This window comes from Streptomyces sp. NPDC025651, from assembly GCF_055558735.1.
In genome coordinates, this window is the sequence record NZ_JBVHLZ010000001.1 from 1,575,367 (window position 1) to 1,602,319 (window position 26,953).

Consider the following 26,953-nt stretch of genomic DNA (forward strand, 5'->3'; position numbering starts at 1 on the left):
CTCCGGGACCCGACCTCGACCGAGACGGACGGACCCGCCATGTCTGCGACCACCACCCTCAGCACCGGCACGCCCCCCGACCCGACCCGCGCCGCCGACGGGGGTCTCACCTTCATCAGCACCTGGAGCACCGGCTCGCCCGAGCGGCAGCGCGCCACCCTGGACGCGATCGCGAAGGCCTGGGAGACCCGCCCCTGGCCGCACGTGGGGCTCCTCTCGTACACGGTGTACGCGGGTTCCGACGGCTCGACGGTCCTGCACCACTCGCAGTGGCGGGACGACGAGGCGTACGAGGAGTTCTTCGCGGGCGCCGCCAACGGCAGGGACGCACGGAACGCGGAGATCGACGCGGCGGTGCCGGGGATCGAGCGCCTCGGCCTCAACAAGACGCGGCTGTACCGCAGTTGGACCGACGGGCGCGGCCGCGAGGGGCGCGAGCCCGGCGCGATCGTGATCGTGCGGGTCGACTTCGACGGGCCGGACGCCGAGCGGCAGCGCGCCTGGGTGGACGGGGTCGTCGACGCCCTGGACAGCGACCCCGCCGAGGGCCGCGCGCTGTACTCCGCGCACTTCCACGTCAGCACGGACGGCACGCGGGTCGTCAACTACGCCGAGTGGGAGTCCGAGCAGGCCCACATCGACGCGCTCGCCGCGGCGGGCGAAGGAGTGGGGTCGCCCACGCCGCAGTGGCGGCGCGTCCAGGAGTTCCCCGGGGTCACCGGCGGCGGAGAGGTCGCACGGTACCGGTTCGCGTACGGCTTCGTACCGAGCCAGGCGTAATTTCCCGGTGCCGCCCCGCCCCCGGCCCCGTCCGCCTGGACAGCAATAGTTGTCGGCGGGACGGTGGAGCCATGCTGGACGTCACCGCCATCGAGGACCCGGCGGCCGCGGCCGCGTCACTCGATCCCACCAGGGCGCGGCTGCTCGCCGAGCTGGCGGCGGGCCCTGCCTCGGCGGCGATGCTGGCGGGCCGCGTCGGACTGCCCCGGCAGAAGGTGAACTACCACCTCAGGGCGCTGGAGCGGCACGGCCTCGTCGAGCTCGCCGGGGAGCGGCGCAGGGGCAATGTGACCGAGCGGCTGATGCGGGCCTCCGCGGTGTCGTACGTGATCTCGCCGATGGCCCTCGCCGCCCTGCAGCCCGACCCGGAGCGGGCCAGGGACCCGTGGTCCGCGCGGTGGCTGCTCGCGCTGGCCGCTTGCCTGGTGCGGGACGTGGGGACGCTGCTCGCCCTGGCGGCACGGGCCCGGCGGCGGCCGGTCACCTTCGCGCTGGACGGCGAGGTGCGGTTCGCCTCCGCGGCGGACCGGACGGCGTTCGCCGAGGAACTGGCCGCCGCGGTCGGCGCCCTGATCCACGCGCACGGGACCGCGGAGGGCGAGCGCGGCCGAGACCACCGCCTGGTGGTGGCCCTCCACCCGTCCGTCGCCCCGTACAGGGAGTCCGCATGAGCCGTGGCAGGGAGTTCGAGATCGCCAGGGAGTTCGAGGTCGAGGGTTCCCCGGCGGAGCTCTGGGACGCGCTCACCACCGGGACGGACGGCTGGCTGCGGCCCATGGTGTACGAGCCCCGCGAGGGCGGTGCCGCCTCCTCCGGCGGCACCGTCACCCGCTGGGACCCGCCCCACCGCCTCACCGCCCGCGTCGAGGACCCGGACAGGGTGGCGGGGCAGACCTTCGACCAGCTCGACCACACCATCGAGCCCCGCGACGGCGGCCGCCGCTCCTGGCTGCGCTATGTGCGCAGTGGCGTCTTCGCCGACGACTGGGAGGAGCGGTACGACGGGGTCGCCCGGCACACCGACTTCCATCTGCACACCCTGCGCCAGTACATGGCGTACTTCGCGGGCCGCCCCGTCGCCTACTCCGCCCTCAACGGCCCGGCCCGCTCCGCCGCCCCGGACTCCTTCGTGCTGCTCGCCCGCGCCCTCGGCCTGCCCGACGACGCGTCCGAAGGCGCCCGCGTCCGCGTGGAGGCCCCCGTCGAGGAACTGGACGCGGTGATCGACTTCCGCAGCCCGTACTTCATCGGGCTGCGCACGGACGACGCCCTGCACCGCTTCTTCGGCCGCAACCGCTTCGGCGCCCCGGTCGCCGTCAGCGTCCACGACTTCGGTGCGCACGCGGACGCCAAGCGCACCGAACTGGCGTGGCAGGACTGGCTGGACCACCTCTACGGCTGAGGCGGCCCAGCCGTTCCCCTACGGCCAGGAACGCGGCACTACGGCTTGAAGCGCAGCACCTGCGGGTCGTGGTCGCTGTTCTGCTCCGCGAACTCCGCGTTGATGTGCACGCTGTCGTAGGAGAAGTCGTCCGCGTCGCCCACGCCGGGGCTGGTCAGGATCTGGTCGAGCACCTGCGAGTTGCCCTGGTAGACGTAGCTGTACCGCTCGCTCCTGGGCAGCGACTTCACGGCCGAGCGCAGCGCCCCGCCGTCCTCCAGGGCCTTGGTGGTCGCCGAGAACTCGAAGTCGTTGATGTCGCCGAGCACGACGACGTCGGCGCCGCGCTGGACCTTGCGGATGTCCTTCACGAAGCCGTTCACGGCCTGTGCCTGCTGGAGCCGCTTGGCCTCGGAGGAGCGCACCGGCGGCTGGTGGTGCGAGGTCAGGCCCTCGTCGCCGCCCTTGGACCCGAAGTGGTTGGCGATCACGAAGACCGTGCGGCCGCGGAAGACGAACTCGCCGGCCAGCGGCTTGCGGCTGTCCGCCCAGGCCGCGTTCGCGGGGTCGACGCGGCCGGGGGAGTGGCTCAGCGCGGCCCGCTTGCCCTGGCGCACGACCTCGGTGGGCGTCGTCGCGTCGCCGGGCGCGCGGTCCGTGAACGAGACCCGCTCGGGGTTGAAGAGGAAGACCTGGCGGATGTTGCCGCCGGGCTCGCCGCCGTCCTTGTTGTTCACCGGGTCGACGGAGCGCCACGCGTAGCGCGGTCCGCCCGCGGCGACGATCGCGTCCGTGAACTTCTTCAGGGTCTGCCCCGCGGAGACCGTGCCGTCGTTCTTCGCGCCGTTGTCGTCCTGGATCTCCTCCAGGGCGAGGATGTCGGGCGAGGCGAGGTTCGCGACGACGGCCGATGCCAGCGCGTCGAACTTCTTCTGCGGGTCGGTCGGGTCGAGGTTCTCGACGTTGTACGTGGCCACGGCCAGCTCGCCCTTGGCCTGCCGGCGCGTCTTCTCGCGCACCAGGCCCTTGTCGGCGACCGTGCCGAGCTCGCGGGCCACCAGGGTGTAGCCGCCGAACTGGTTGAAGTCCAGGGGGCCTTCGGCGCCGCCGGTCAGGACGTCGCCGACGTTCGCCTTGGGGAACGGCTGCTCGGAGACGGGGGCGAGCTGCTGGATCTGCAGGCGTCCGCCGTTCTGCGCGCCGTAGGAGCCGTAGACGGTGCCGCCGCGCCGGTTGCGGTTCTCGTGGGGCTTCACCGTCACCCACAGCTCGTGGTACGCGTCGGTCGCGCCGACCACGCGCGAGCTGCCGACGCGCACGTTCATGCCCTCCAGGGACTCGTACAGGTCCAGGGCGTACGAACGGGGCTTCAGCGGCAGCGCGTTGACACTGCCTCCCTGGGCGGGGTCACCGGCGGGCGCGTACGCGGCGGGCACGGACTTCGCGTCGATCGTGACGGGCTTCGGCAGCGCGTTGCCGGACGACTCCACGGTCACCGTCGGCTTGGTGATCTGCGTCAGCGACTGGTTGCCGGAGTTCGCGCCCCCGGGGACGTACTCGCCGACGGTCCCGGAGACCCGTACGGCGTCGCCCGGCCGCACGGTGAGCGGCGCCGAGCCGGTGAAGACGAAGACCGCCTCGCTGGTGGCCGGGTCCGCGTCGGCCGTGCCGTCCGCGGACTGGATCCAGAAGCCCTTGGAGCCGTGGCCGCGCACGCCCGTCACGACGCCCGCCACCTCGCTGACCTGCTGCCCCGCAAGGGGCGACGTGCGCGTGGTGCCCTGGATGTCGTGGACGGCGACCGCGTCGGCCGAGGCGGTGGACGAGCCGGCCGTGAGCAGACCGGCGGCGAGTGCGGTGGCGACGACGGCGCCGACGGCGGCGGATCTGGGTACGCGGGGCGTCGGTATGTGCGACATCAGGGAACTCCGGATGAGGGTGAGGGAACAGAGTGGGAGAACAGCGGTGAGGGGACGATGCGGCGGTGCGGGCCCGAACGAGCGCTCTACGCGCGTCAATCTCTTGTGTGACCAGGGGAGTTGTCAAGGTTGTTCGGGTGTTCGGCCGCTGTACGTTTTCTGACAGGGACATGAACCGGGCGGCATGGTGCCAAATCCGTCTAGGCTTGCGCCTTGCCAAGCCATCCCCGAGCTCGCGGCCGCGCTCGAGCAGGGGAGACCCCATCCGTCCGAGGAGAACCAGCCGATGTCCGTAAGCCCCGCCACCCTGCCGCCGGTGCTGCTGCACTCCGAAGCGGAGCTCGCGCGGGCCGCGCTCGCCACCCCTCTGCTCTCCCGCGCCGTGCGGCTCGCCCGCTGGGCCGGGCCCGAGACCCGGGTCGGCGCGGGCGGCGAGCTCGTCGACGCGCAGCTTCCCGCCGCCGCCGCCGAGCTCGGCCTCGTGGCGGACGGCGTCGACGAAGCAGACGCGGCCGCGTACGCGAGCGAGGCCTGGCGGGTCGCCGTGGACACCGGCCTCGTCGAGGTCACCGACGCCGAGGAGGAGGGCGGCGAAGGCACCGTCACCCAGGGCGAGGACCTCGCCGCGCTCTCCGGCGGCAGCCCGCAGGACGTCCTCGGCATCTGGCTGGGCGCCCTGGACACCGTGTACGCGGACGCCACGGTGCCCGACATGGAGGACCTCCTCGACGTCCTGGAGGAGAACGGCGAGGTCGACTTCTCCGAGCTCGGCTGGGACCCGCAGGCCGAGGCCGACTTCCTGGACGGCGTCCTCGGCAACCTCTACCTGCTCACCGTGGGCGACGGTGCCGCCGGTGAGGAGCCGGTGCCGCTGCCCGCGCTCGCCGCCTCGATGATCGTCCCCGACGACATGGGCGAGCCCACGGACGACATCCTGGAGCAGGTGTCGGACGCGATGATGAAGCTCGACGACCAGTTCCGGCTCTTCGAGCCGCTCGGCCTCGTCGAGTACCAGCCGGTCGACGAGGCGCTCATGGCCGACATCGACGACGAGAGCGCCGCCGACGCGCCCGCCCCCGACGACGAGGACGTCAGCCGCTACGGCATGGTGCGGCTCACCCCCCTCGGCCTGTACGGCGTCCGTGCCCGGATGCTGGAGGCAGGCGTCGACGTGCCCGCCGTCGGCGACCTCGCGGACAAGGGCGCCGACGCCCTCCTCGACGGCACCTCCGGCTTCCCGCAGCACGCCGCGCAGGCGGAGATCGAGCAGTGGCTCGCCCGCCACGAACCGCTGGACGCCGCACGGGAGTTGCTGACCGCCGCGCGCGGCGGCGACGAGGGCGCGCCGCTGCGCAGGCTCCGCTGCCAGCAGGCGCTCTCCCTGGTCGGTGACGAGGCGGAGCCCGCGCTGCGTGACGTCCTCGACGACCCGGAGCTCGGGGGCCTGGCCCGGGTGTGGCTCGCCGAGCACGGCGCGACGGACGTGCCCGCGCCGTCCCAGGAGCTCGTCTTCTGGCTGACCATCGACACGATCGCCGCGCAGCTCGCCGCCGAGGGCAACTCGGACGAGCTGCAGGGCCTGGTCGAGGGGCTCGCGCAGCAGCACAGCGGCTTCTTCGCGGCGGCGTGGCGGGTCGAGCACCCGGCCACCGCGGACGTCCTGGAGGCGATGGGCCGCCTGCACCCCGACAAGAAGGTGGCGAAGGAGGCCCGCAAGGCGGCCTTCAAGGCGAGGTCGCAGCAAGGAATTTGAGCCTGTCCGGCGATTGAGGACGAGCCCGAGGGGCGATCGACAGCGGCCGGGCGGGCCTCGCACTGAGGCCCGCCCGGTTCCGCTCACTGTGCCGGAGGCGTCAGCACTCGTACCGAGTCGTGTGCTTGAACGACGACGTGGCGCCGTCGAACCCGTACGTGCCCCGGTACGCCGGAGGATTCTGGTACTCGCCCACGATCGTGATCGTGTTGGCGCAGCTGCCCTGGCCCGCGCGCTTCGCGTCGAGCCGCATCGTCTCGCCGATCGTGCCGCCCGTGATGTCCCACGGGGCGCCGCAGATGCCGGACGTGATCTGCCCGCCGGTCACCACGTGCGGATAGGTGTTGGGGTTGTACTTCACCTCGATGGCGAACGTGACGGCACCGGCGTGCAGCGTCAGCTTGCAGTCCGTCGACAGGGCCTCGGCCGACACCTCGGCCATCGGTGAGGCGAACGCCTCGTCACGCGTCTTGACCTCGGCGCCCTGCGGATTGTGGAAGCGGTGCTCCGACGTCCGCGACTGGCTGCCCTTCTGCTTGCGTGCCTGAGTGGTCATGGGAAACCCTCCTTCCGTCCTGACCGTCAGGCCAGCAGCTCGGCGATCTCCACGCGCAGCAGCGCGCGGACGTTCTCGATGTGGTTGATCACGGTCACGGTCGACGAACCGGCGAAGAGCAGGCCCAGCGCGACGTCGTCCTGCGAGGTGACCAGCGAACCGGAGTCGCCGCCCGCCGAGATGTTCGTCGTCAGGATCTGGTCCTTGAAGCGGGCCGTGCCCGCCGTGCCGTAGTTGACGTCGATCGTCGCGTCGACCGAGATGATCCGGCCGAAGCTGATGTTCGTCGTCCTGCCGGTCTTCTTCACCAGGTCGCCGACGGCCACGTTGGCCTTGCGGCGCCAGGCGCGCGGCGCGCCGCTGAAGTACGTCTCACGCGTCGCGTCCTGGAAGTCGACCGCGCCGAGCGCCGCGTCCACGACGTTGTTGTGCCGCTCCAGCGGGATCTGCGGGGCGAACTGGATGGTGATGAAGCGGTCCAGGGTCGCGATGCGGTCCGCCGGGTCCTGCCCGCCGTCGAAGACGCCCGGCTGCACGATCGCGCTGCCCAGCTGCGCCCGGTTGGAGTCGGCGAGCACGTGGTTGTTGGAGAGGATGTAGAACTTCGCCGGGACGCCGAGTCCGGCGCCTGGCGGGTCGACGGAGGCGCCGGGCAGGAAGTCGTAGACCACGCTGCCGAGCGTGCCCGCGGTCACCCGTACGTTGCCGACCGAGAAGCCGGAGGGGCACGGGCGCATCCGGCGCTTGAGCAGCTGCGGCTCGAACGCGCCGCGCCCGGCGAGCTCTTCGAGCTGCGGCTGGCCGAGGCCCGCGAGCTGCTCGCTGACGCTGCCGTCGGGGCCGTACGTCACCGAGGCGCGGTCCTCGGCGCGGCGGCCGCCGGCCCTGCTCTGCTGGCGCTGCGCCGCGATGTGGCCCACCGCGACGATGTCGGTCGGGGTGCCGTCGTCCATCTGGCGCGGGACGACGTCCCGCTCCGGGAGCATGGACTCGGGGACCTTCTGGGTGACGAACACCAGCACCGCGGGTTCGCCGGTGGGCTGTCCGTCGGACCACTTCACGCCGTGGCCGAAGCCGACGACGTTGGCCAGCGGCTGCTGGGGCCGCAGGAAGTCGGCCGTCGCCTGCTGGCGGGAGCTGTCGCTCAGCTGACCGCCAGTGGGTCCTCGCATCAGTTCGGGCTGGCTCACCACGCCAGACCACCTCTTCCCCTTTGAAGGGTGGGAGTTCCGCGCCGTGCCCGTGCGTCGCTCTCGCTACGCCCCGCCGTCCTGCGCGTCGACTTCGCCGATGGCGAGCACGCGTACGGGGACGCCTTCGAGCACTTGCGGAACCACGTCTTCGTCACGGAGCCGGTCACGGGGCACTCGATGGGTGACAAAGACGACGATCACGTCCTGACCCGAGTGCTCGTCCCTTCCGGTGCCGACGCCGGTGACATTGGCCAGCTTCATCAGCCGGCCCTCATGGAGGCTGCGTGCCTGATGTGCGTCCACTCGGCTCGCCTCCCCGTGCGGGTGGTGCGGCGCTGCACGTAGGTGATGTCTATTGCGGTGTGCATCGCGGGTCAAGGTGTTCTGCGTTGATTCTTCGCTTTGCTGGCGATCCGCTCCTGTTGACCTTGTTCACGAAGTCTCTTCACGTACGAAGGTGGGAAGCTCCGTTGAGGTCGAGCACCGTCCCCGAAGCCCACTCGGCCACCGGCGACGCCAGCCACAGGACGGCAGCCGCGATCTCCTCCGCCGTCCCGGCCCGCCCGAAGGGGCTCTGCGCGCGGATCGCCTCGCCCTCGGCGCCGCTGAGGCGGTGGGCGACGCGTTCCGTCTCGAAGAACCCGGGGGCCACCGACGCCACAGCGATCCCGTGCGGCGCAAGCGAGACGGCGAGCGACTGGCCGAGCGCGTGCACGGCCGCCTTCGTCGCGCCGTAGGCCGGGTGGTCGGGCTCGCCCCGGAAGGCGCCGCGCGAGCCGATGTTCACGATCCGGCCGCCCGTGCCCTGGTCGATCATGCGGCGGGCCGCGAGGTGGCTGAGGTTCGCCGTGGCCAGGAGGTTCACGGAGACGTGCCGCTGCCACAGCGCCGCCCAGTCCTCGTACGACGTGTCGGCGAGGGGGTGCGGAAGGTTCACGGCGGCGTTGTTCACCAGGACGTCGACGCCGCCCAGCGCCTCGGCCGCCCGCCCCGCGACGTCCGCCGCGCCCGTCGGGTCCGACAGGTCCCCGCCCACCAGGACGTGCCCCTCGCCGCTCAGCGAGGCGAGGGTCGCCCGCGCCTCCTCCTCGCGCGAGCCGTAGTGCACGGCGACCCGGTCGCCGTTCTCCGCGAAGGCCCGGGCGAGCGCGCGGCCGAGGCCCCGGGAGGCCCCGCTGACGAGGACACGGCGACCGGTGGCTGGCAGGTTCATGGAAGGGGGCCCCTCGACGTCGGACGGTGTTCAACCGCCGTTTATACGCGAGCGGGACGGTGGCGCCGACAGCAGCCCGGTCGTACGCAGCCACCTTCGCGCCTCAGGAGAAACCATGTCGCTCACCCGCAGGGACTTCGCCAGACGCTCCGCGATCACCGGCGCGGGGGTCGCCCTGACCGGCAGTGTCGGCGCGCTCGCCACGGCTCCCGGCGCCCTCGCGGCGACGGACGTCGAGGGCGTCCAGGACACGGAGGGCACCGAGGACGCCCGGGGCCACGGCCACCACGGCCCCGGCTACGGCCCGCTGATACCCGACCCCGACGGCCTGCTCGCGCTGCCCGCCGGATTCTCGTACCGCGTCCTCACGCACAGCGGGAAGACCAAGCTGGAGAGCGGCGAGTTCACGCCCTCCCACCACGACGGCACCGCCGCCTTCGCGGGCCCGCGCGGCACCACCTTCCTCGTCAACAACCACGAGCTGGGCGGCCCCCGCAGCAAGTGGCCGCACCCCGTGCCGCTCACCGAGGGGCTCGTCTACGACCCCGCGGCGTCCGGCGGCTGCACCGTCGTCGAGGTCCGCCGCGACGGCCGGGTCGCCGAGTGGGTCGGCATCGCCGGCACCGCCACCAACTGCGCGGGCGGCAGCACTCCTTGGGGCACCTGGCTCACCTGCGAGGAGACCGAGGACAAGGCCGGCAAGAACGGCATGACCAAGGACCACGGCTATGTCTTCGAGGTCGACCCCCTGGACCGGCGTGCGAACCGCGCCCCCAAGCCCGTCAAGGCGCTGGGCCGCTACGCCCACGAGGCCGTCGTCGTCGACCCCAGGCGCGGCGACCTCTACCTCACCGAGGACGCGTCGGGGCCGAACGGCCTGTTCTACCGCTGGACCCCGCCGAAGGGATTCACGCACGGCCGCGGCAAGCTGCGCACCCTCGCCGACGACGCGGGCGTCCTGAAGGCCCCCAAGTGCTACGACTCCGGCGGCCGCTTCGTCGACGACCTGTCCCGTGCCACGAAGATCGGCACGGTCTACGGCGTGGACTGGGTCGAGGTCCCCGACCGCGACGCGCGGACCGTGCCCGTGCGCCAGCAGTTCGACGACGGCGACATCACGCGCGCCCGCAAGCTCGAAGGCATGTGGTGGGGCGACGGCGGCGCCTACGTCGTCGCCTCCTTCGCCCGGGACGAGAGCCCCGTCCCGCACGACGGGCAGGTGTGGTTCTACCACCCCGGCCGCCGCACCCTGACCCTGAAGGTGCTGCTCGGCGTGAACCCGGACCCCGGCAAGGACGGCGCCTTCGACGGCCCGGACAACATCACCGTCTCGCCGTACGGCGGCCTGGTCATCGCGGAGGACGGCGACGGCGTCCAGCACCTCTTCGGGGCGACCGAGAGCGGACGCACCTACCCCATCGCGCGCAACGAGCTGAACATCGGCACCGAAGACGACCCGGAGTACAGCGAGTTCACCGGCGTCACGTTCTCGCCCGACGGCAGGACGCTGTACGCCAACATCCAGACGCCCGGCATCATGCTGGCGATCAAGGGGCCGTGGAAGCGGCAGCGTCGCTGAACGGACGCGCGGTCAGGGCGCGTTGACGGCGCGCAGGGAGGCGTCGCCCAACCGTGCGTACCAGCCCTTGTCGTAGGCGGCGGGCTCGGCGAGCTCCCACTGTCGGCGCTGCTCGCCGCCGCGCAGCGTCAGGGCCCGGCACAGGCGGCCCGCGCCGACATGGACCAGGCCGCCGCCGACGGCGGGAGGGCACCGGGCGGTGTCGTCGAACGACGTCCGCCAGAGCTCCCCGCCCTTGCCGACATCGACGGCCCGCAGGGTCTGCGCGTCGGTCCCGTGCAGCAGGACGCCGTCGGACACCCCGGGCGCGTGGCCGCCGCCCGCGCGCCGACGCCAGCTCATGTCGAGCCCGGCCGTCGGGAAACGCCACACCTCGTGGCCGCCGCCCCGACCCAGGCGAGCAGACGGCGCCGGGAGGCCGGGCGGGGGAGGTCGGGCCGGAGGGAGGAGCCGGCGGAGTCGGCGGGGGGTGCGGTGGTGGGTGTGGCGGAGCCGGCGTCGGCTCCGGGCGCGGAGGCGGACACGGCGCCAGGCACCGCGCCCCTGCCGGGGCCGTGAGGGCCGCCGTCGGCGTCACCACCGCCGTCGTCGTCGCCGTCCTCCCCGCCCCCCTCCCGCCGCAGCAGCTCCGTGACCTCGTCCTCCTGGCGGCGGATCAGACCGGCCACCGGATCCTGTTCCCACCACGGGCGTCGGGCCGCCCGCGCGCCGCACCAGGCCAGCGCCTCCGGGGCCGTCGGCCGATCCGCCGGGTCCCGGGAGAGGCAGCGGGCGAGGAAGTCACGCCAGGCGGTGTCCGGTACGCCGACCAGGTCCGGCTCGTCGTGCAGGGTGCGGTGGAGCACCTCCGGCGCGCCGCCCGAACCGAACGGGCCCCGTCCGGTCGCCGCCACCACGAGGACCGCGCCGAGCGCGAACACATCGGCCGCGGGCCCCGGCCGCACGTCCCGCGCCAGCTGCTCCGGGGCGATGAAGCCGGGCGACCCGACGGCCTCGCCGTCGGCGGTGAGGCTCGCGTCGGCCGCGCACTTGGCGATGCCGAAGTCGAGGAGCTTGGGTCCGTCGCGGGTGACGACGACGTTGGACGGCTTCACGTCGCGGTGCACGATGCCCGCCGCGTGCACCCCCGTCAGGGCCTCGGCGAGCGCCGCGCCCAGCGTGGCGAGGTCGGCGGAGTCGAGCGGCCCGTGCGTGGCCACCGCCCTCGGCAGACCGGGCCCCGCGCAGAACTCCACGGCGAACCACGGCTGTTCGGCGTCCGGGTCGGCGTCGAGCACGGCCGCGGCGTGCGGTCCCGTGACGGCGCGCGCGGCGACCGTCCCGCGGCGCAAGCGCTCACGGAACTCCGGGTCGGCGGCGAGGTGCGGATGGACCGTCTTGACGGCTACCGGCCGCCCCGAGGCCGAACGCGCCAGATACACACGGCCCATGCCGCCCTCGCCGAGCCGCGTGACGATCCGGTACCCGCCGACCTCCACGGGGCGCTCCCTCCAGCGGGACGAACTGACGATCTGTGCGACGCCTGTGAGGCATCGTACGGTTGCGCCCGCGGCGGCGGAAAAAACCTTTGGCGCCTCGCCAGTTCACTCTCCTAAAGTGAGGCCCGTCCAGGTGCGAAGGCAGGACCTACTTCCACTCCTCATGGGGAGGTCGCGGGTTCGAGTCCCGCCGCCGGTACCAACAGGCCGGTGTAGCTCAGGGGTTAGAGCGCCATAACAGTTCCGCCGACATGACCTCTGGACATCACAATTTCATGCGGTTCACGCACCTCCCGGTGCGCAGGGCAACGGCTACTTCCTTTCCAGAAATCACGCCGTGGCCCCCCTTGATCTCGGGAGGCTCAGCAGCTGGTGTGCCCGGTGTGAAGGCAGCGGTTACTTCATTGGCTCAGATGGTTGCGGGTTCGAATCCCGTCATCGGCCACGGGCCGGTGTAGCTCAATCCGGTAGAGCATCCGACACAAGTCCGTCGCCGACCTCAGAACTCGGGCACACCATGCCGCACGCCTCCCCCGTACAAAAAACGCACGACGAATTCGGGGGAATTCTCATGGCACGCTTCAACACCAAGTCCGTCAAGGAACTGGTCACTTCGCCGGTGAAGTCGACCGGCCGCGCCACGCGCACGCACGAGGGCGGCACGGGCCATCAGCGCGACGCGCGCTCCGAACTTTTTCTGCTCGCGGTCGCCAACTTCGTCTCCCAGCAGACCTTCTACGAGACCGGCGACCGCCGCGACGACCGCTTCGCCGCGCTCGTGCGCCGCCTCGCCGTCGAGGACCCCACGTGGACCGCGGGCCTGCTCGGCTGGCTGCGCGGCGACGGCAACATGCGCACGGCCTCCCTCGTCGGCGCCGCCGAGTACGTGAAGGCGCGCCTCGACGCGCAGGCCACCGAAGGCCCCTCGAACCGGCAGGTCGTCGCCTCCGTGCTGCGCCGACCCGACGAGCCCGGCGAGTTCCTCGGCTACTGGACGGCGACGTACGGCCGGAACGTGCCCAAGCCCGTCAAGCGCGGCATCGCCGACGCCGTACGCCGCCTCTTCAACGAGAAGGCGCTCCTGAAGTACGACACGGCCTCCAAGGGCTACCGCTTCGGCGACATCCTCAACCTCGTGCACGCGTCGCCCGACCCGGACAAGCCGTGGCAGGGCACCCTCTTCCAGTACGCGCTCGACCGGCGGCACCACCCGGAGACGGCCGCGGTGCCCGAGGGCGCGCACGTGCTCGCCGCGCACCGCGAGCTGATGGCCCTGCCCGTCGCCGAGCGACGCGCGGTGGTCACCGGTGAGGGCGGCGCCGAGCGGCTCGCCGCCGCGGGCATCACCTGGGAGGCGCTCGCCGGCTGGCTGCAGGGCCCCATGGACAAGGCGGCCTGGGAGGCCGTGATCCCGTCGATGGGCGCGATGGCACTGGTCCGCAATCTGCGCAACTTCGACGAGGCGGGCGTGTCGGACGAGGTCGCGGCGACCGTCGCGGCCAAGCTCGCCGACCCCGAAGTCGTCGCGACGTCCCGGCAGTTCCCCTTCCGGTACCTCGCCGCGTACCAGCACGCGCCGTCGCTGCGCTGGTCGTACCCGCTGGAGCAGGCGCTCGGTCACTCCCTGGCGAACGTCCCGTCGCTGCCGGGCCGCACGCTGATCCTGGTCGACCGCTCCGGCTCGATGTGGTCGCCGCTGTCGGACCGCTCCCAGCTCAACCGCGCCGACGCGGCCGCGATCTTCGGCACGGCCCTCGCGATGCGCGCCGCGAACGCGGACCTGGTCCAGTTCGGCTCCAGCAGCGCGCGGGTGAAGTTCCGTACGGGGGAGTCCGTCCTGAAGGTCCTCGACCGCTTCGGCGACCTCGGCGGCACGAACACCACCGAGGCGGTGCGCCGCTTCTACAAGAAGCACGACCGGGTACTGATCGTCACGGACGAGCAGGCGGCGCACAGCTACTACGGCGACCCGACCGAGCAGGTCCCCGCGGACGTGCCCGTCTACACCTGGAACCTCGCGGGCTACCGCGCGGGCCACGGCGCGTCCGGCAGGGGCAACCGGCACGTCTTCGGCGGCCTCTCGGACGCGGCGTTCCGCATGGTGCAGCTGATCGAGGCGGGCTCCGGCGCCGACTGGCCCTGGGCCGCGGCCTGAGGGACGGCGCGGTGTCGAACGCCGACACCGCGCCGTTCCCAGGTGCTCTTTCGAGTTACTTGTGTGTCTGTTCCATACCGATGTGAGGGCGGTGTGAGTACGGAGCATGGTGTGCCGGGCCGCCGTGGGCCCATACTGCGGACATGACGAGGCCCCCCGGCTCCCGCCGCCACCTGCCGAACAGTCCCTTCAACCGGCCTGCCCAGCCCGCCCCACCCGTCGAGCACTTCGAGGTGGGTGATCGGGTCTCCCACGACCAGTACGGACTCGGGAGGATCGTCGGCGTCGAGGGAGAGGACGCGGTGGTCATCGACTTCGCGGGCCGCCAGGGCCGGTTCCTGAGCCCGTACCCGAAGCTGGCCAAGCTCTGACCTCGAAGTCGGCCGAGCTCTGCCCCCGATGACCCGGAAGCGCGACGCGTGAGGGGCGGCGGACCGCACCCCCGGTCCGCCGCCCCTCACGCGCGTGTGCTCTGCAAGGCCTGCCGCCTCACAGGGCCTGCGCCGCCGGCTTCACCATGCCGCGCACCGTACGGGACTTCACGAACTGGCCCATGGCGGTCATTTCCCACTCGCCGGTGAACTGCTTGATCAGCTTCGCCATCATGACGCCCGTCTGCGCCTCGGCGTTGGTCAGGTCGAAGCGGACCAGCTCCTCGCCGGTGGCCGCGTCGATCAGACGGCAGTAGGCCTTGGCGACCTCGGTGAACTTCTGTCCCGAGAACGAGTTCACCGTGAAGACCAGGCCCGTGACGTCCTGCGGGAGGCGGCCGAGGTCCACGACGATCACCTCGTCGTCACCGCCGCCCTCGCCCGTGAGGTTGTCGCCGGAGTGCTTGATCGCGCCGTTCACGATCGACAGCTTGCCGAAGTAGCAGCTGTCGACGTGGTTGCGCTGCGGGCCGTACGCGATGACGGAGGCGTCCAGGTCGATGTCCTTGCCGCGGAACGCGGGCTCCCAGCCGAGGCCCATCTTGACCTGCGAGAGCAGCGGGCGGCCGCCCTTGACCAGGGACACCGTCTGGTTCTTCTGGAGGCTGACGCGGCCCTTGTCCAGGTTGATCTTCCCGGCGCCGGGCGCGGGGGCCGGGGGAGCGGCGGGCGCGGGCGGCGCGGCCAGGCGCGGGTCGGCGACCGGCGGGGGCGGGCCCTGCACCGGCTGGCCCACCGGGGGCGCCATCGGGGCGGGCGGCGCGACGGGGGCGGCGGCCGGGGCCGGGGCGGGCTCCTCCACCGAGACGCCGAAGTCCGTCGCGATGCCCGCGAGGCCGTTCGCGTACCCCTGGCCGACCGCTCGGGCCTTCCACGCGCCGTTGCGCAGGTAGATCTCGACGATCACCAGGGCCGTCTCGGCGCCGAGCTGCGGCGGCGTGAAGGTGGCGAGGACCGAGCCGTCGTCGGCGTTGCGGATCGTGGCGGTGGGCTCGATGCCCTGGAAGGTCTGGCCCGCCGCGTCCGGGCTCGCGGTCACGACGATCTTCTCGATGCCGGGCGGCACGGCGGCCGTGTCGACGGTGACCTTGTCGGGGGTCGTGCCACCGCCCGACTGGTAGGTCACACCGGGGCCCGAGGGCTGGTTGAAGAAGATGAAGTCGTCGTCGGAGCGCACCTTGCCGTCGGCGGTGAGCAGCAGGCCCGATACGTCGAGCCGCACCGGAGCGGCGACGTCCACCGCCACGCGGGCGGCGGTCAGCGGGATGTTCGAGCCAGGGGTCATAGCTGTCATGCCAGGGGTAACGAACGATCCCGCTTTACCGTTCCCTTACCCGCACACGGATTTTCATCGGCCACGGCTGCGGGCGTGTGCCCGTGCGGAGCGTTCGTCCCGGCCACGCGGGGGCGGTACCGAATCAGGGCACCACGACATCAGGGCACCACGACGATCTTGCGGCCCACCCCGGAGGCGAACTGGTCGAGCGCCCGCGGATAGGAGTCCAGCGGCAGCCGGTCGCTGATGAAGACGTCGGGGTCGAGCACCCCTCCCGCGAACAGCTCGGCGGCCCGCTCGTAGCTGTGCAGGACCGCCATCGAGCCGGTGATGGTGATCTCCTGGTTGTAGATGCGGTACGGGTCGATGGACACGCGCGTGGCGTAGTCGGCGACGCCGAACTGCAGGAACGTGCCCGCCTTGGCGACGCGTTCGAGCCCGTCCTGGATGGCGGCCGCGTTGCCGGTCGCGTCCACGACGACGTCCCAGCCCCGCGGGCGGTCCAGTTCGTCCGCGCTCGCCGCCGACCCCGTGACGCCCAACTGCCGCGCCGTGGCGAGGCGCCGCGGATTGAGGTCCACGACGTCCACGCTCGCCGCGCCGGTGCGCTTGGCGAGCTCCAGCATCATCAGTCCCATCGTCCCCGAGCCGTAGATCAGCACGTGCGCGCCGAGCCGCGCGCGCAGCACGTCGTAGCCGCGCACGGCGCAGGACAGCGGCTCGATGAGGGCGGCGTCCTGGGTGCGTACGTGGTCGGGCAGGCGTACGCAGTTGGCGGCGGGCGCGAGGGCGTACTGGGCGGCGCCGCCCGCGGTGGTCACCCCGATCGCCGCCCACCGCTCGCAGAGGTTGCCCCTGCCGTCGCGGCAGTAGCGGCACTCGTGGCAGTGCAGCGAGGGATCCACGGCGACCCGGTCGCCGAGCGCCAGTGTGCGCACGTCGCGGCCGACGCCGACGACGGTGCCCGCGAACTCGTGCCCCGGCACCACCGGCAGCGTGGGCGCGAACTCGCCCTGCAGGATGTGCAGATCGGTGCCGCACAGACCGCACGCGGCGACCTCCACGACGACCTCGCGGGGCCCCGGCGTGGGGTCGGGCACCTCGCCGACGACGACCTTGCCCACCGACTCGACGATCGCTGCCTTCATTTCACGGCTCCCAACGACAGGCCCTGGACCAGCTTGTCCTGGGCGGCGAACCCCGCGGCGAGCACCGGCAGGGAGATGACGAGCGACGCGGCGCACACCTTCGCGAGGAACAGGCCCTGGCTGGTGATGAAGCCGGTCAGGAAGACGGGCGCGGTCTGGGCGACGACGCCCGTGAGCACCCGTGCGAAGAGGAGTTCGTTCCAGCTGAAGATGAAGCAGATCAGGGAGGTCGCGGCGATCCCGGGGAGGGCGACGGGCGCCACCACGCGCGCGAGGATCGTCGGCAGGCGCGCCCCGTCGATCTGCGCGGCCTCGATGATCGCCTTGGGCACCTCGGCGAGGAACGACTGCATCATCCACACCGCGATCGGCAGGTTCATCGAGGTGTACAGGAGGACGAGCAGCCAGATGTTGTCGAGCAGGCCGGTGTTCTTGGCGAAGAGGTAGATCGGCAGGAGGCCCGCCACCACCGGCAGCATCTTCGTGGACAGGAAGAAGAAGAGCACGTCCGTCCACTTCTTCACGGGCCTGATGGACAGGGCGTACGCGGCCGGGAGCGCGAGGAGGAGCACGCACAGGGTCGAGACCACCGACGCCACCGACGAGTTGATCAGCGAGGGCCAGGGGCTCGCTCCGCCGCCCGCCCCGAAGAAGTCGCGGTACCCGTCGAGGGTGAGCGAGGCGGCGAGCGAGGGCGGGTTGGTCGCGGCGTCCTGCTCGGAGTGGAAGGAGGTCAGCGCCATCCAGGCGACGGGCAGGAAGAACAGGATCCCGGCGAGCCAGGCGGCCAGGCCCAGGCCGGTTCCCTTGGTGCGTACCGTGCGCGTCAACGGGACACCTCCTCTCGGAACAGGGACGAGACGACCCGCAGCGCGAAGGTCGCGATGACGATCGAGCCGATGACGACGAGTACGCCCGCCGCGGAGGCCAGGCCGTTCTCGTGGGCCTGGTAGAAGCTCTGGTACACGGTGTAGGGCAGGTTGGCGGTGCCGAGGCCGCCCGAGGTGAGGGTGAAGACGGCGTCGAAGTTCTGCACGATGTAGATCGAGCCGAGCAGGGCGCCCAGTTCGAGGTAGCGGCGCAGGTGCGGCAGCGTCAGGTGGCGGAAGACCTGCCAGGTGCCCGCGCCGTCCATGCGGGCCGCCTCGACCAGTTCGGGGTCACGGCTCTGCAGCCCCGCGAGCAGGATCAGCATCATGAAGGGCGTCCACTGCCACACCAGGGAGGCCTCGACGGCCAGGAGCGGGGTGTTGGAGATCCAGTCGGGCTGCGGCGCCGAGTCCCCGCCGATCCAGTGCAGCAGGCCGTTGAGGAGCCCGTACTCGGGGTTGTAGAGCACGTGCTTCCACAGCAGCGCGGCGGCCACGGGGACCAGCAGGAACGGCGCGATGAGGAGCGTGCGCACCAGTCCGCGCCCCCGGAACCTCCGGTTCAGGAGGAGCGCGAGGCCGAGGCCGAGCACCAGGCTGGCGAGCACGACGGAGGCGGTGAGCAGGATCGTGGTCAGCACGGACCTGCGCAGGTCCGGGTCGGTGAGGACCTCGGTGTAGTTGGCGAACCCCGCGAAGCCGCGGGCGTCCGGGTAGAGGGCGTTCCAGTCGAAGAAGGAGATCACCAGGGTGGCCACGAACGGCAGTTGGGTCACGGCGATCATGAAGACGAGGGCGGGCAGCAGCGGCGCTCTGGTCGCCCAGGCGCGCAGCCGTCCCGGCGTCCCCGGTTTCCTGGCGTCGGGGCCCCGCGCGGGGCCGACGGGGGGGGTGGTGGCGGGGGGGGGCATAGTTCCACGTACACCACGGCGTTGTTGTGGGGGAGGCGCTGCGGCGTGTCGAGGGGGGCGTGGAGCGGCAGGGGTGGGGCGATGGCCGCGCTGATCTCCTGGGAGACCTTGGTGCCGAGGTCGGTGAACTCGGGGATGCCGACGAACTGGATGCCGGGCGCGGGCCGCGGCTGTACGCCGGGGTCGCGGGGCCGCGCGCCCTCGATGGCGGCGCGGGTGACGTCCTGGAAGGCGGCGGCTTCCTTGCGGTAGGCGGGGTTGGCGTAGGTGGAGGCCCGTTTTCCCGCGGGCACGTTCGACCAGCCGGTCTTCTCGCCGACGAGCTCCTCGTACTCCTTGCCCGAGGCCCAGGAGATGAACTCCCAGGCCCTGTCCGGGTTCCTCGACGCCTTCTGCATGCCCCACGCCCAGGTGTAGAGCCACCCGGAGCTCTCGGTCCGCGCCACGGGGGCGGACACGTAGCCGATCTTTCCCTTGACGGGGGACTTGGCGGACTCCAGCGATCCCGCGGCGGCCGTCGCGTCGTACCACATGGCGGTCTTGCCCTGGGTCAGGTTGTTGAGGCACTCGGCATAGCCGGACTGGGCGGCGCCGGACTCGCCGTGCTCGCGAACGAGGTCCACGTAGAAGCGAGTTGCCTTTTCGAACTCGGGGGAGTCCAGGCGGGCCTTCCAGTCCTTGTCGAACCAGGTGCCCCCGAAGGTGTTCACCACGGTCGTCAGCGGCGCCATCACCTCGCCCCAGCCGGGCAGGCCGCGCAGACAGATGCCCTTCATCCCCCGTTCCTCGCCGTCCACTTGGGCGGCGAGCTCCGCCACCTGCTGCCAGGTGGGGTGCTCGGGCATGGTCAGTCCCGCCTTCTTGAAGACGTCCTTGCGGTACATCAGGAAGGACGACTCCCCGTAGAAGGGCTGCCCGTAGAGCTTGCCGTCGTCGCCGGTGAGGGACTGGCGCATGGGCGGCAGGATGTCCTTCTCGTCGTACGCCCTGTCCTTGCGGGCGTACGAACCCACTTCGTGGAGCCAGCCGTTGCGGGCGTAGATCGGTATCTCGTAGTTGCTGAGCGTCGCGATGTCGTACTGCCCCGCCTGGTTGGCGAAGTCCTGGCTGATCTTGTCGCGGACGTCGTTCTCCGGCAGGACGGTGAAGTTCACCTCGATGCCGGTCCTCTTGGTGAAGTGGGTGGCGGTGAGCTTCCGCAACTCCACCATCTGCGGGTTGTTCACCATGAGGACGTTGATGGAGGCACCGCCTGAACCGGTCCCGCCGGCACCGGCCCAGCAGCCGGCGAGCAGCGGGGCGAGCAGCGTCCCTGCGGCGGCCGCGACGAGCGCGCGCGGCCTCCGTCGGCTCGGGGTTCGCATGAATCGCTCCTGAACATAGGGGTCTTTTGGGGGGATTCGGGGCACATCAGGGCGTGCGGGGGTCCGGGACGTACGCGGGAGGGGGGAGAGGGAGTGCGTCAGGCGCGGATGACCTGCGGGCCGAGGAGTGAGTAGCGGTGTGCCTCGGCCGCGGGCAGACGACTGCTCGTGACGATCGCGTCCAGGTCGCAGATCCCCGCGAACCGGCAGAAGCTGCTCGCACCGAACTTGGTGTGCACGCCCAGGAACACGGTCCGCCGCGAGGCCCTGACGGCCTGCGCCTTCACCTCGCCGACCGCGGGGTCGGGGGTCGTCAGGCCGTGCTCGCGGGAGATGCCGTTGGCGCCGATGTACGCCAGGTCGATGACGAAGCCGGCCAGCATGCGGGTGGTCCAGTGGTCGACGGTGGCGAGCGTGCCGGGGCGCACCCGGCCGCCGAGCAGCAGCACGGTGATGTTCTCGGCCTCGGCGAGCACGCCCGCGGTGGCCAGCGAGGCGGTGACCACGGTCAGTGGGCGGCCGGCCGCGGCCCCGGGCAGCGCCTCGGCGATCAGCTGGGGCGTGAACCCCTCGTCGACGAAGACCGTCTCGGCGTCGCCGAGCAGCTCGGCCGCGGCGGCCGCGATGCGCCGCTTCTCCGGGACGTGCATGGTCGTGCGGAAGGCGAGGGTGGTCTCGAAGCCCGCGCTCTCCACGGGGTAGGCGCCGCCATGGGTGCGGCGGACCAGGCCGTGGTCCTCCAGGGCCCGCAGATCGCGGCGGACGGTCTCCTTGGCGACGCCGAGCTGGGCGGCGAGCGCCGTCACGTCGACGGAGCCGGAGTGGCGGGCCGCGTTGACGATCCGCCGCTGACGTTCTTCCGCGGTCATCGGCGCCACCTGCTTCCCCTGGTTCGTGCGGTGCCCGTTCGGGCCCCGTGGGGAAGTTCTACCGCCCGGGCAGGGGCGTGACCAGGTTCGCAGCGGGCACGATGCTGCCCGTATGTGCCCGCTTGGCGGGGCGACTGCCTGTGCCGGGGGGTGCGGGCGCGCCCGTTTCGAGGGTGCGGGGTGCCCGTTCCGTGCCCGAACGGGTCAGTGCGTCAGTACGGCCACACCGGAGGGTCGGCGCAGAAGTGCCCGCCCAGGTGCGCGTGGTCGGGGTTGGCCGGGTCCAGCTCGCCCTGCTCGGCGACGAGCTTCTCCGCGTACTGCTCGGAGTCGTCCCGGGGGTCGTACCCGAGCGCACGCGCGGAGGAGAGGTCCCACCACAGCCGGGTGTTGGCGGACGAGCCGTAGACCACGGTGTGCCGCACGTCCTCGGCGGTGAGCGCCGCGTGGAAGAGCCGCGCCCCGTCGCCGGGGCTCAGCCAGACCGACAGCATGCGCACGCTGGAGGGCTCCATGAAGCAGGAGCCGATGCGGACCGAGACGGTCTCGATGCCGTGCTTGTCCCAGTAGAGCTGGGCGAGGTCCTCGCCGAAGGACTTGGACAGGCCGTAGAAGGTGTCGGGGCGGCGCGGGGTGTCGACCGGGATCAGCGGGTCGTCGCCCCGGGGGCGCGGGGTGAAGCCCACCGCGTGGTTGGAGGAGGCGAAGACGACGCGCCGCACGCCTTCCTCGCGGACCGCCTCGTAGAGGTTGTACGTCCCCTCGATGTTGGCCCTGAGGATCTTGTCGAAGGTGGACTCCAGGGAGATGCCCGCGAGATGGAGGACGGCGTCGACCCCGCGCACGGCCTCGCGCAGCGCCTCCTTGTCGGCGAGGTCGGCCGTGACGGCGTCCGGCTCGCCCGCGACGGGGCGCATGTCGAGCAGGCGCAGGTCGTACCCGTAGGCCGGCAGGAGTCCGCGCATCAGGGTGCCGAGGCCGCCTGCGGCGCCGGTGAGCAGGACGGTGCGGGGAGCGGGCATGCGGGGTCTCCTCGGGCGGCGGCTCGTCAGGCGTACTCATTCGCGTACAGAATTCACATCCATGGACACGCTAGGGATCTCGGCGGTACCGCGTCAAGGGCGGCGCGGAGGCCGCAAATCCGCCCCTGGGTGGGGAGTTCACCGCCTTGACCAGGCCCGAGAGGGCGCTTTAGCGTGGTCGCGTTCAGGGATATGGACATGAATCAGAAACGTGCACGCCTAGGGAGAGTCCGTGACGTCAGCCCCTCTCGCTTCCCGACTCCGCGCCCCCAGCGGGCCGCTCTTCTTCCCGGTCACCGCGTACGGACCCGACGGCGCGCTCGCTCCCGACGCCTTCCGCTCCCATGTGCGCGCCGGCGTCGAGGCCGGGGCCGCCGCCGTGTTCGCCTGCTGCGGCACGGGCGAGTTCCACGCCCTGACCCCCGAGGAGTTCCAGGAGTGCGTGGCCGCCGCCGTCGAGGAGGCGGCGGGGCGGGTGCCGGTGGTCGTGGGCGCCGGATACGGCACGGCGCTCGCCGTGCGGTACGCGCGCCTGGCCGAGGAGGCGGGCGCCGACGGGCTGCTGGCCATGCCGCCCTACCTCGTCGTCGCCGGGCAGGAGGGGCTCGTCCGGCACTACTCCGAACTGGCCGCCGCCACCTCCCTGGACGTCATCGTCTACCAGCGCGACAACGCCGTGTTCACCCCGGAGACGGTCGTCGAACTCGCCCGCGCCGACGGCGTCATCGGCTTCAAGGACGGCCTCGGCGACATGGACCTGATGCAGCGCACCGTCAGCGCCGTGCGCACCGAGGTGCCGGGCGACTTCCTGTACTTCAACGGCCTGCCGACCGCCGAGCTGACCGGCCTCGCCTACCGCGGCATCGGCGTGCGCCTGTACTCCTCGGCCGTCTTCTGCTTCGCGCCCGACATCGCGCTCGCCTTCCACCGGGCGTTCAACGCGGGGACGCCGGAGGGCGACGCCACCGTGAACCGCCTCGTCGACGGCTTCTACCGGCCCTTTGTGGAACTGCGCGCCCTCGGCCGCGGCTACGCCGTCTCCCTCGTCAAGGCGGGCGTGCGACTCGGCGGCCTGGACGTGGGCACCGTGCGGCCACCGCTGCACGAACCCGCCGAAGAGCACGTCAAGCGCCTGGCCGAACTGGTCGAACGCGGGCGGGAGTTGGTCGGGTGCACCCGCCCCGGAGCGGGCGCGTGAAGGCCGCCGCGTTCCTCTACCCCTGGGACGTCGTCGGCGACCCCGCGGCGCCCGCCCGCCTCGCCGCCCTCGGCATCCGGCAGGTCACCCTCGCCTCCGCCTACCACTCCACCCGCGCCCTGACCCCGCGCCACCCGCGCCACCGTGTCGTGACGGCCGGGCACGCCGCCGTGCTCTACCCGCCGGGCGAGCGGTGGCGGGGGCGCGTCCCGCGTCCGTACGCCGCCGGGGACTGGGCGCCGGGCGATGCCTACGGAGAGGCCGCGCGGGCCCTGGGCGACGCGGGGATCGCCGTGCACAGCTGGGTCGTCCTCGCCCACAACTCCCGCATGGGCGCCGAGCATCCGGACACTTCCGTGGTCAACGCGTACGGGGACCGCTACCCCTGGGCGCCCTGCATCGCACAGCCCGCCACGCGCGCGTACCTCGTCGACCTCGCCGCGGAGGCCGCCGTGCGCCCAGGAACCGGCACCCTCGGGACCGAACTGGAGTCGTGCGGCTGGTACGGCCTCGCGCATCTGCACGCCCACGACAAGACCGCGGGCGTCGCCCTCGGTGAGGCGGGCCGGTACCTGATGTCCCTCTGCTTCTGCGCCTCCTGCCGTGAGGGGTACGCCGAACAGGGCCTCGACCCCGACGCGTTGACCGCCGCCGTCCGGCGCGCCCTGGAGCCCGTGTGGCGCGGCGAGGAGCCCGCGGGCGCGTGGGACGCCGTCGAGAAGCTCCTCGGCGCCGGGACGGCGGCCGCCACGCGCGCGTGGCGCGAGCGGACGGCCCGCACGCTCCAGGAGGCCGCCGTCGCCGCCGTCAGGGAGTCCGCCGCACAGGAGTCCGCCGTCAGGGAGTCCGCCACGGGCGAGTCCGTTGTACGGGAGCCCGCCCCGCGCGACTTCCGCGTCCTGCTCCACGCCGACCCCCTGCCGTACCGCTGCGGCGCGAACGCCGGCGTCGACCCGGCGCACATCCTCTCCGTGGCCGACGGCGTGGTCGTGCCCTGCGCGGGCGGCGCAAAGGCGCTCGCGCCGTTCGGCGCGCACCGCGCCCGGAACACCGTGCTGGCCGCCAACTTCACCGTCGTGTCCGGCATGGGCGGCCGCCCCGCCGCGCTGGCCGAGGACGCCGCCCGCGCGGCCGCGCTCGGGGCGGACGAACTGCGCCTCTACCACGCGGGACTGGCCTCCGACGCCGACCTCGCGCACGTCGCCGCGGCCATGTCGCGCGTGGAGTGATCGCCGATACGATCCGCGCACCACAACCGTCGCTCCCGGTGCCAGGCGACAGCCGCGTACCAGGGACCAAGGGAGGCAAGGTGCGCAACAAGGGGATATCCGCGCTGGTCTGCGCCGGGCTCATGGTGGGTGCCGCGGTGCTCGGCACCGCGGTGCCCGCCACCGCGCAGGGGGCGGCGGGCACCGCGGCCCAGGACATCCGTGAACGGCTGGAGCGGATACCGGGGATGACGGTCGTCTCCGTCGCCGACAAGGAGGGCTTCCCCCTCTACACGCTCACGTACGAGCAGCCGGTCGACCACCGCAGGCCCGGCGGTGCCACCTTCACGCAGCGCGCCACGCTCTGGCACAAGGCCACGGACAAGCCGACCGTCCTCTACACCGGCGGCTACACCTTCGCCGGTGGCACCACCGCCGTCACCAAGCTGATCGACGGCAACCAACTCAGCCTGGAACACCGCTATTTCGGGAAGTCGCGGCCCGCAGGGGCGGCGGGCGACGACTGGTCCAAGATGACGGTCGAGCAGGAGGCCGCCGACGAGCACCGGCTCACCCGGGCCCTGCGGGGCATCGAGAAGGGCAAGTGGCTGGGCACCGGCGCCAGCAAGGGCGGCATGACGGCGGCGTACCACGAGCGCCTCTACCCCGAGGACCTCGACGCGGTCGTCGCGTTCGTCGCGCCCAACGACGCGAACAACCGTGACGACAGCGGGTACGAGCGCTTCTTCGCCACCGTCGGCACGAAGGAGTGCAGGGCGGCGCTGAACGCCGTGCAGCGCGAGATGCTCGTACGCCGCGACGCGCTGCTCCCCAGGTTCGAGGCGGATGCCGAGAACAACGGCGACACCTTCGAGGAGACCCTCGAAACCACCGACCGCGCCTATGAGTTCGCGGTCCTGGACCAGGTGTGGAACTTCTGGCAGAGCGGCACCGAGGCCGACTGCGCGACCGTCCCCGACGCGAGGAAGGCCACCGACGCCGAGCTCTACGACTGGTCCAAGGGGCACGGCTTCAGCGTCTACCGCGACGAGGACCTCGGCATCAACGGCCTGGGCCCCTACTACCGGCAGGCCGCCACCCAACTCGGCTGGGCCGACCTGAAGTTCAAGCACCTCAAGGGCGTGCGTCACTACCCCGACCTCTATCAGCCGAACTCGGTGCTGCCCGCCGGCATGCGCGGCACGTACGACAACAAGACCGTCGCCGACGTCGACCGCTGGGTGAGGACCCGCGGTGAGCGGATGATGTTCGTCTACGGCGAGAACGACCCGTGGAGCGCCGAGCGGTTCACGCCGAGCCACCGCGACTCCTACCGCTACGTGGTGCCGGGCTCCAACCACGGCGCCTCCCTCGCCAAGCTGCCCGCGGCCGAGCAGGCGCGGGCCGTCGCGACCATCAAGCGGTGGGCCGACGTGACGTAGCCAGTGTCTCGGGCCGCAGCAGGGGCATGGCGATCAGCAGCCGGACCCCCGCGAGGGCCGGGAGCAGCACACGGATGTCGACGCTCTCCACGAGGGCCGCGCCGGCCGCGATCCCGATCGCGGTCGGCGCGAACATCAGGGTGTTCGCGGTCGCCGCCACCCGTCCGACCAGCGCGTCCGGCGTCTCGCGCTGCACCGCGGTGAGGCCCGCGATCAGCGCGCAGGGCAGCCCCACGCCGTTCGCGAAGCTTCCCGCGAGGACCGCGGCGTCGTTCGGCACCGCGGTCAGCACCAGGGACACTCCGGTCAGCGCGATCCCCGCGGCCCCGAACCGCCGCGCCCCCAGCCGCCGCATCAGCGCACCCGACGCCACTCCCACCGCCACCGAACCGGCGCCCTGCACCACGTACAGCGCACCCGCGTACGAAGGCGCGTGACCGAGCCCTTCGACGACCGCGTAGACCGTCGCGCCGCTGATGCCCGACGTCAGCATCGTCAGGCCGCCCGCCACCACCAGCGGCCGCAGCCGCTCGTGTCCCCACAAGTACCGCACGCCCTCGGCGGTCCGGTCCCGCAGCGACGTCCTCTCCCGCACCGGCGCGCTCTCCCGCACCCGCAGCATCGCGAACATCCCCGCGGCGAGCACGAACGTCGCGGCGTCCAGGAGCGCCACCTTGGGGCCCCCGTACGCGGCGAACAGACCCGCCCCCGCGAGCGGCGCCACCAGCTTCATGCCCTCGTTCGCGGACATCCGCAGGCCGTTGAAGTCGCCGAGCAGCTCCTTGTCGACGGCCGTCGAGACCAGGGCCGCCTCCGCCGCGTCGGTGACGACGCCGCACGCCCCGTACACCACGAGCACCGCGAAGAGGATCCACAGCCGGCCCGCGGTGTCGACGGTGAACAGGGACAGGAGCAGCGCGCCGAGCGCGAGGTTGGCGGCCACGAGGAGGGGTCTGCGGCGCGTGCGGTCGGCGAGCGTGCCCAGCAGCGGGCCGATGAGGGTGGGCGCCCACAGCGCGAACTGGCAGAGCGCCGCGAGCCCGTCGGACCCGGTCAGCTCCTTCACCCAGATCCCGGAGACCAGCCACAGCGCGGAGGTCCCGAAGCCCGAGACCACCACCGCACCCAGATAGAGCCCCGCGTTGCGGTCCCGCAGGACACGCCCGATCGTCGATGTCATGCCAGGTGATGCTGGTTCCTAAGGCCCC

24 protein-coding genes and 1 pseudogene are annotated in these 26,953 nt (G+C 72.3%); 10 read left to right on the plus strand and 15 right to left on the minus strand.

The window, feature by feature from the left end; genetic code table 11:
- Nucleotides 1-39: 39 nt before the first annotated feature.
- From ACZ4D5_RS07335 to ACZ4D5_RS07345, 3 genes are all read left to right on the plus strand, one after another.
- On the plus strand, nt 40-780 hold the full coding sequence (locus ACZ4D5_RS07335) for an antibiotic biosynthesis monooxygenase (RefSeq protein ID WP_467771331.1): 741 nt from the start codon (nt 40-42) through the stop codon (nt 778-780).
- 71 nt (nt 781-851) lie between these two features.
- On the plus strand, nt 852-1,451 hold the full coding sequence (locus ACZ4D5_RS07340; RefSeq protein ID WP_467771332.1) for an ArsR/SmtB family transcription factor: 600 nt from the start codon (nt 852-854) through the stop codon (nt 1,449-1,451).
- The gene (locus ACZ4D5_RS07345) at nt 1,448-2,182 is read left to right on the plus strand and encodes an SRPBCC family protein (RefSeq protein WP_467771333.1); all 735 of its coding nucleotides are present in this window, start codon (nt 1,448-1,450) and stop codon (nt 2,180-2,182) included. Before ACZ4D5_RS07340 ends, ACZ4D5_RS07345 begins: the two co-directional genes overlap by 4 nt.
- A 38-nt stretch (nt 2,183-2,220) precedes the next feature.
- Here ACZ4D5_RS07345 and ACZ4D5_RS07350 read toward each other — a convergent pair whose 3' ends face one another.
- Complete coding sequence (locus ACZ4D5_RS07350; protein WP_467771334.1) at nt 2,221-4,080, minus strand: endonuclease/exonuclease/phosphatase family protein; 1,860 nt, start codon at nt 4,078-4,080, stop codon at nt 2,221-2,223.
- A gap of 286 nt (nt 4,081-4,366) precedes the next feature.
- Here ACZ4D5_RS07350 and ACZ4D5_RS07355 point away from each other — a divergent pair, with 286 nt between their 5' ends.
- A complete protein-coding gene (locus ACZ4D5_RS07355; protein ID WP_467771335.1) occupies nt 4,367-5,833 on the plus strand; it encodes a hypothetical protein in 1,467 nt (488 codons plus the stop codon).
- Nucleotides 5,834-5,933: 100 nt separating this feature from the next.
- Here the strand turns inward: ACZ4D5_RS07355 and ACZ4D5_RS07360 are convergent, their stop codons facing one another.
- From ACZ4D5_RS07360 to ACZ4D5_RS07375, 4 genes are all read right to left on the minus strand, one after another.
- Nucleotides 5,934-6,389, minus strand: a complete 456-nt coding sequence (locus tag ACZ4D5_RS07360) for a hypothetical protein (protein ID WP_467771336.1) — start codon at nt 6,387-6,389, stop codon at nt 5,934-5,936.
- A gap of 26 nt (nt 6,390-6,415) precedes the next feature.
- Complete coding sequence (locus ACZ4D5_RS07365) at nt 6,416-7,579, minus strand: chymotrypsin family serine protease (RefSeq protein ID WP_467771337.1); 1,164 nt, start codon at nt 7,577-7,579, stop codon at nt 6,416-6,418.
- A gap of 66 nt (nt 7,580-7,645) precedes the next feature.
- Nucleotides 7,646-7,843, minus strand: a complete 198-nt coding sequence (locus tag ACZ4D5_RS07370; RefSeq protein ID WP_467771338.1) for a hypothetical protein — start codon at nt 7,841-7,843, stop codon at nt 7,646-7,648.
- A gap of 184 nt (nt 7,844-8,027) precedes the next feature.
- Nucleotides 8,028-8,795, minus strand: coding sequence for an SDR family NAD(P)-dependent oxidoreductase (locus ACZ4D5_RS07375; protein WP_467771339.1), 768 nt, complete (start codon nt 8,793-8,795; stop codon nt 8,028-8,030).
- 115 nt (nt 8,796-8,910) lie between these two features.
- Here ACZ4D5_RS07375 and ACZ4D5_RS07380 point away from each other — a divergent pair, with 115 nt between their 5' ends.
- Nucleotides 8,911-10,374, plus strand: coding sequence for an alkaline phosphatase PhoX (locus tag ACZ4D5_RS07380; RefSeq protein WP_467771340.1), 1,464 nt, complete (start codon nt 8,911-8,913; stop codon nt 10,372-10,374).
- A gap of 12 nt (nt 10,375-10,386) precedes the next feature.
- Here ACZ4D5_RS07380 and ACZ4D5_RS07385 read toward each other — a convergent pair whose 3' ends face one another.
- On the minus strand, nt 10,387-10,716 hold the full coding sequence (locus ACZ4D5_RS07385) for an outer membrane protein assembly factor BamB family protein (RefSeq protein ID WP_467771341.1): 330 nt from the start codon (nt 10,714-10,716) through the stop codon (nt 10,387-10,389).
- Nucleotides 10,713-11,852, minus strand: a complete 1,140-nt coding sequence (locus tag ACZ4D5_RS07390; protein ID WP_467771342.1) for a serine/threonine-protein kinase — start codon at nt 11,850-11,852, stop codon at nt 10,713-10,715. Before ACZ4D5_RS07390 ends, ACZ4D5_RS07385 begins: the two co-directional genes overlap by 4 nt.
- A 571-nt stretch (nt 11,853-12,423) precedes the next feature.
- On the opposite strand from ACZ4D5_RS07390, the gene ACZ4D5_RS07395 reads away from it, so the two are divergent.
- Together ACZ4D5_RS07395 and ACZ4D5_RS07400 are read left to right on the plus strand one after the other, a co-directional pair.
- Nucleotides 12,424-14,007 carry a TROVE domain-containing protein gene (locus ACZ4D5_RS07395; protein WP_467771343.1) on the plus strand — a complete coding sequence of 528 codons (1,584 nt, stop codon included), beginning with the start codon at nt 12,424-12,426 and terminating at the stop codon, nt 14,005-14,007.
- Between the two features lie 143 nt (nt 14,008-14,150).
- Nucleotides 14,151-14,378 (plus strand): CarD family transcriptional regulator, encoded by a 228-nt coding sequence (locus ACZ4D5_RS07400; protein WP_362335517.1) that lies wholly within the window; start codon nt 14,151-14,153, stop codon nt 14,376-14,378.
- A 118-nt stretch (nt 14,379-14,496) separates the two neighbouring features.
- Here ACZ4D5_RS07400 and ACZ4D5_RS07405 read toward each other — a convergent pair whose 3' ends face one another.
- The 7 genes and pseudogenes from ACZ4D5_RS07405 to ACZ4D5_RS07435 all read right to left on the minus strand — a co-directional run bounded on the left by ACZ4D5_RS07405 (nt 14,497) and on the right by ACZ4D5_RS07435 (nt 21,897).
- Nucleotides 14,497-15,723 (minus strand): TerD family protein, encoded by a 1,227-nt coding sequence (locus ACZ4D5_RS07405; protein ID WP_467771344.1) that lies wholly within the window; start codon nt 15,721-15,723, stop codon nt 14,497-14,499.
- 149 nt (nt 15,724-15,872) lie between these two features.
- Nucleotides 15,873-16,862, minus strand: a complete 990-nt coding sequence (locus tag ACZ4D5_RS07410) for a zinc-dependent alcohol dehydrogenase family protein (protein WP_467771345.1) — start codon at nt 16,860-16,862, stop codon at nt 15,873-15,875.
- On the minus strand, nt 16,859-17,692 hold the full coding sequence (locus ACZ4D5_RS07415; RefSeq protein WP_467771346.1) for a carbohydrate ABC transporter permease: 834 nt from the start codon (nt 17,690-17,692) through the stop codon (nt 16,859-16,861). The genes ACZ4D5_RS07410 and ACZ4D5_RS07415 overlap by 4 nt, the downstream gene beginning before the upstream one ends.
- A complete protein-coding gene (locus ACZ4D5_RS07420; protein ID WP_467771347.1) occupies nt 17,689-18,642 on the minus strand; it encodes a carbohydrate ABC transporter permease in 954 nt (317 codons plus the stop codon). The genes ACZ4D5_RS07415 and ACZ4D5_RS07420 overlap by 4 nt, the downstream gene beginning before the upstream one ends.
- Nucleotides 18,643-18,674: 32 nt before the next feature.
- Nucleotides 18,675-20,006: pseudogene (locus ACZ4D5_RS07425) on the minus strand (ABC transporter substrate-binding protein); the annotation flags it as partial.
- Nucleotides 20,007-20,104: 98 nt separating this feature from the next.
- On the minus strand, nt 20,105-20,875 hold the full coding sequence (locus ACZ4D5_RS07430) for a DeoR/GlpR family DNA-binding transcription regulator (RefSeq protein ID WP_467771348.1): 771 nt from the start codon (nt 20,873-20,875) through the stop codon (nt 20,105-20,107).
- Nucleotides 20,876-21,087: 212 nt separating this feature from the next.
- Nucleotides 21,088-21,897, minus strand: a complete 810-nt coding sequence (locus tag ACZ4D5_RS07435) for an NAD-dependent epimerase/dehydratase family protein (protein WP_467771349.1) — start codon at nt 21,895-21,897, stop codon at nt 21,088-21,090.
- Nucleotides 21,898-22,129: 232 nt separating this feature from the next.
- Here ACZ4D5_RS07435 and ACZ4D5_RS07440 point away from each other — a divergent pair, with 232 nt between their 5' ends.
- The 3 genes from ACZ4D5_RS07440 (at nt 22,130) to ACZ4D5_RS07450 (ending at nt 25,745) form a co-directional block, all read left to right on the plus strand.
- A complete protein-coding gene (locus ACZ4D5_RS07440; protein ID WP_467771350.1) occupies nt 22,130-23,095 on the plus strand; it encodes a 5-dehydro-4-deoxyglucarate dehydratase in 966 nt (321 codons plus the stop codon).
- The gene (locus ACZ4D5_RS07445) at nt 23,092-24,324 is read left to right on the plus strand and encodes a hypothetical protein (protein ID WP_467771351.1); all 1,233 of its coding nucleotides are present in this window, start codon (nt 23,092-23,094) and stop codon (nt 24,322-24,324) included. Before ACZ4D5_RS07440 ends, ACZ4D5_RS07445 begins: the two co-directional genes overlap by 4 nt.
- Before the next feature lie 80 nt (nt 24,325-24,404).
- On the plus strand, nt 24,405-25,745 hold the full coding sequence (locus ACZ4D5_RS07450; protein WP_467771352.1) for a S28 family serine protease: 1,341 nt from the start codon (nt 24,405-24,407) through the stop codon (nt 25,743-25,745).
- Here the strand turns inward: ACZ4D5_RS07450 and ACZ4D5_RS07455 are convergent.
- Nucleotides 25,720-26,925, minus strand: a complete 1,206-nt coding sequence (locus tag ACZ4D5_RS07455; RefSeq protein WP_467771353.1) for an MFS transporter — start codon at nt 26,923-26,925, stop codon at nt 25,720-25,722. The two genes, ACZ4D5_RS07450 and ACZ4D5_RS07455, sit on opposite strands and share 26 nt — an antisense overlap.
- Between the last annotated feature and the right edge of the window lie 28 nt (nt 26,926-26,953).